Here is a 3,269-nt window from a genome sequence, read left to right on the forward strand (position 1 = left end):
CTTTTACTTACAAACAGTTCAGTGTGCGTGTCAACCTTGATTTTGCGATGGGGCATGTGATCAGTAATGGTGCGCTGGCCCGTGCTTTGGGCACCGGCCGTGCGTTCAATGAAGGTGCGCCTTCGGAAGCACTGGGACCGGATATCTGGCAGAAAGCTGGTGATGAAGGCAAAAAATATGCACGTTTCTCGTTTCAGGATTACGATACCGGACAACGTAATTATATCCGTTACGACTGGACAGGAAGTGCTTATGCGTCTGATGTCAGCACCATGATCACAAAAGGGGATTTCCTGGCATTGCGTGAGATCTACCTGAGCTATGACCTGTCAAAAAAACTGATGAGCAGGATTAAGTCAACTGGTATGACGGTTTTCGGAAGTATCAATAATGTGGCTTACCTGACGGCTTACAAAGGGCTTAATCCTGAAACCTATACTGGCTTTGACCCCGGAGGTTATCCGCTGCCACGTCAGTTCACCTTTGGCGCCTCATTGCGCTTTTAACTAATCAATCATTTACCACAAAATACATTTAAGATGATTCGTAAATACATTACCGCGGCCCTGCTCTCCATAGCTATAATCTCACTCGCTTCCTGCGATAAGCTCCTCGAAGTAGAGCCCGAGTCACAGATCACCGACCAGGTATACTTCCAGAGTGAAGGTGACTTTGCTCCTTATGTAACCGGCATATATGTGCCCATGAGAACCTTCGCCAATAACCTCGTGTTTGGTACCGAGCGCAGTGAAGAGCTGATCAATGCCTTCAATTCCCGCCTGACTACGGCCTGGTCTCAAATTCTGAGCCCGACGGTAGGTGCGGTGAATTACAGTAATTTTTACAGTGCGATCGGACATTGCAATTTATTACTGGAGAAGATCAAACCCTTTCAGTTTTCAAATGAGGCTGCAAAGAACAGGATCATGGCTGAGGCATATTGCCAGCGGGCTTATTTCTATTTTTACCTGTTGCGCGTTATCGGGGACACTCCGCTGATGCTCCAGGCCATTACTGATGAAAATGTTCCTTTATTGCCAAGGGCAAAGGCTGCTGATGTGATGAAACAGGTGATCAGTGACCTCAATACGGCCATCAGCCTTTTTCCTGAGAAAACTTATGTTTCCAAATACCGCTTTTCTTATGCTTCTGCACATGCGCTAAAGGCTGAGGCATCGTTATGGAGTGCTAAGGTGCTGGACGGTGGCGCCGCCGCATTTAATGATGCCGTCAGCTCTGCCACTGAAGTAGAAGCTTCAGGAGTCCAGCTTTTGTCAAACTTCAGGGAGGTCAATACCGTCAGGACCAACAATGAGGTCATCCTGTCAGCTTATTTCCAAAGGGATGAGACCAATGCCAATTATGCGCTGAATGCTTTGCCTTTCCTGTCAGTGGTTACTGGTGCGGCCAATCTGGACAGTATCCCTTATGCAGCGACTTCTACAAATGGCCTGGGCAGTTATCAGATCAGCACGAAGAGCAGGGCGCTGTTTAGCGGGCTTACTACTGATAAGCGCGTCCCTAATACATTTATTATAGAACGCCAGGGCACAACACAGAAATATGCCTGGATTACCAGATTGCCTGGAAATAAGTATGTTGACGACCGGATCTCGGATAATGATGTGATCATCTTCCGCCTGGCGGATGTATTTTTAATTAAGGCCGAAGCCTATGCGGGATTGAATAATACGGGTCAGGCCATTGAATACCTCAACAAGGTGCGCTTGCGTGCCGGAATTGGTGTGTATACTGGTGATACCGGTAAGCCGGGTGTGGAGCGTGCCATTTTTGACGAGCGGGGCCGTGAGCTTTTCTTTGAAAACAAACGCTGGTACGATATCGTCAGGTTCCACAAGGGCGGAACGATCGATGCTTATACTTACGTGCCAAACCTGGCCGGGAAAACAACCCCGTTATTCTGGCCGCTGGCTACTGCGGTATTGGCCGCCAATACGAGTCTTGACCAGACAGATGGATACTAATTTTTATTAAATCAGATTATTACTATTACAATGACAAACGAATCTTTATTCAATTACAGAAAATTAAGCGGACCTGAAATTGATTTTTTCAAGGAGAATGGCTATTTGGTGATCAGGTCCATATTGACTCCATCGGGGCTTGAGCAAATGCGGAGCGAATGCATGGAGGCCTGGGCGAAAGAAAAGTCGGCTTTTGATCCTGATAAAAGCTGGCTGCAAAATTCACTGCTGGTCAATATCCACCATGAGGCACCTGCAGTGAAACAATATTATTTTGAAGGGCCGCTGGTAGACATTGCCTCGGAAATCATAGGACCAAATATCAAGGGCGCTACTTCGCAGCTTACCTTTAAAATGAAGGGCAATACCAAACCATTTGGCTGGCACCAGGACAATGGTTACGGAGAGCTTGAACCTTACAATGCGCTGACTACGCTTACCGCCCTTGACGATACGGACAGGGGCAATGGCTGCCTGTGGCTGATTCCCGGCAGTCATAAACAGGGTCAGATTCGTGTGCAGCAAGATGAGAACCAAAAGAAAAGCCAGTCGGAGATCGTAGTGGAGGCCGATGATAGTCTGGCTGTTCCCATGGAAATGAAGGCCGGAGATGCGCTGATCTTCAATTGCTGGATGCTCCATAAATCTGATGGGAATATGTCGCAAGACAGAGACAGAAGGATCTTATTTCTCCGTTACGCGGACGCCGATGCGGTGGAAGTTTATAACGAAAGGAAACCGCGACTGGGCAGGTTAGTTAAAGGCAGTACGAAGTTTAAAGAGGTGGAGGCCTTTGAGGCAGATCTTTAACTTCAGAGGCGTCTATCTGTTTTTTTACAAGGAACTTCCGCCGTGATGCATTAGCTTTACGATATGATACGTAATCTATTTCTTGCCTGGCTGCTCTTATGCGGCTTAAATGTTTGCGGGCAGCAACCCGCTGCCAGCAATCAAAGCAGGGGCCGCTTTAAAGTGGGTGATGTCACCACGGATCCCGGCGTGCGTGACCCCTGCATGGCGAAAGAAGGCGATACCTATTATGTTTATCATACCGGTGGGGGCATACAGGTTTGGTCTTCTAAGGATATGAAAACCTGGAAAAAGGAGCCTTCAGTCTTTAGTGTGGCACCTTCATGGGTAGCGCAAAAGCTGCCCAGCTTTAAAGGGCTGGGCTTTTGGGCGCCTGATCTGAGTTTTCACAACGGGACCTGGTATTTATATTACGCCACTTCCATATTCGGAAAAAACACCTCTGTCATTGGCATGGCGACCAACAAAACGCTG

At 47.8% G+C, this 3,269-nt stretch carries 3 protein-coding genes and 1 pseudogene; all 4 read left to right on the forward strand.

Going from position 1 to position 3,269, the window contains the following annotated elements:
• Positions 1-506, forward strand: a pseudogene (locus VK541_RS04635) (SusC/RagA family TonB-linked outer membrane protein); the annotation flags it as partial.
• 33 nt (positions 507-539) lie between these two features.
• A complete protein-coding gene (locus tag VK541_RS04640; RefSeq protein ID WP_324367394.1) occupies positions 540-1,985 on the forward strand; it encodes a RagB/SusD family nutrient uptake outer membrane protein in 1,446 nt (481 codons plus the stop codon).
• A 30-nt stretch (positions 1,986-2,015) separates the two neighbouring features.
• Entirely contained in the window at positions 2,016-2,795 is a 780-nt protein-coding gene (locus VK541_RS04645) for a phytanoyl-CoA dioxygenase family protein (protein WP_324367396.1), read from the forward strand.
• Positions 2,796-2,858: 63 nt separating this feature from the next.
• A partial coding sequence (locus VK541_RS04650; RefSeq protein ID WP_324367398.1) for a family 43 glycosylhydrolase occupies positions 2,859-3,269 on the forward strand: 411 nt, incomplete at its 3' end.

It is taken from the genome of Pedobacter sp. (genome assembly GCF_035317785.1).
In the GTDB taxonomy this organism is placed as follows: Bacteria; Bacteroidota; Bacteroidia; order Sphingobacteriales; family Sphingobacteriaceae; genus Pedobacter.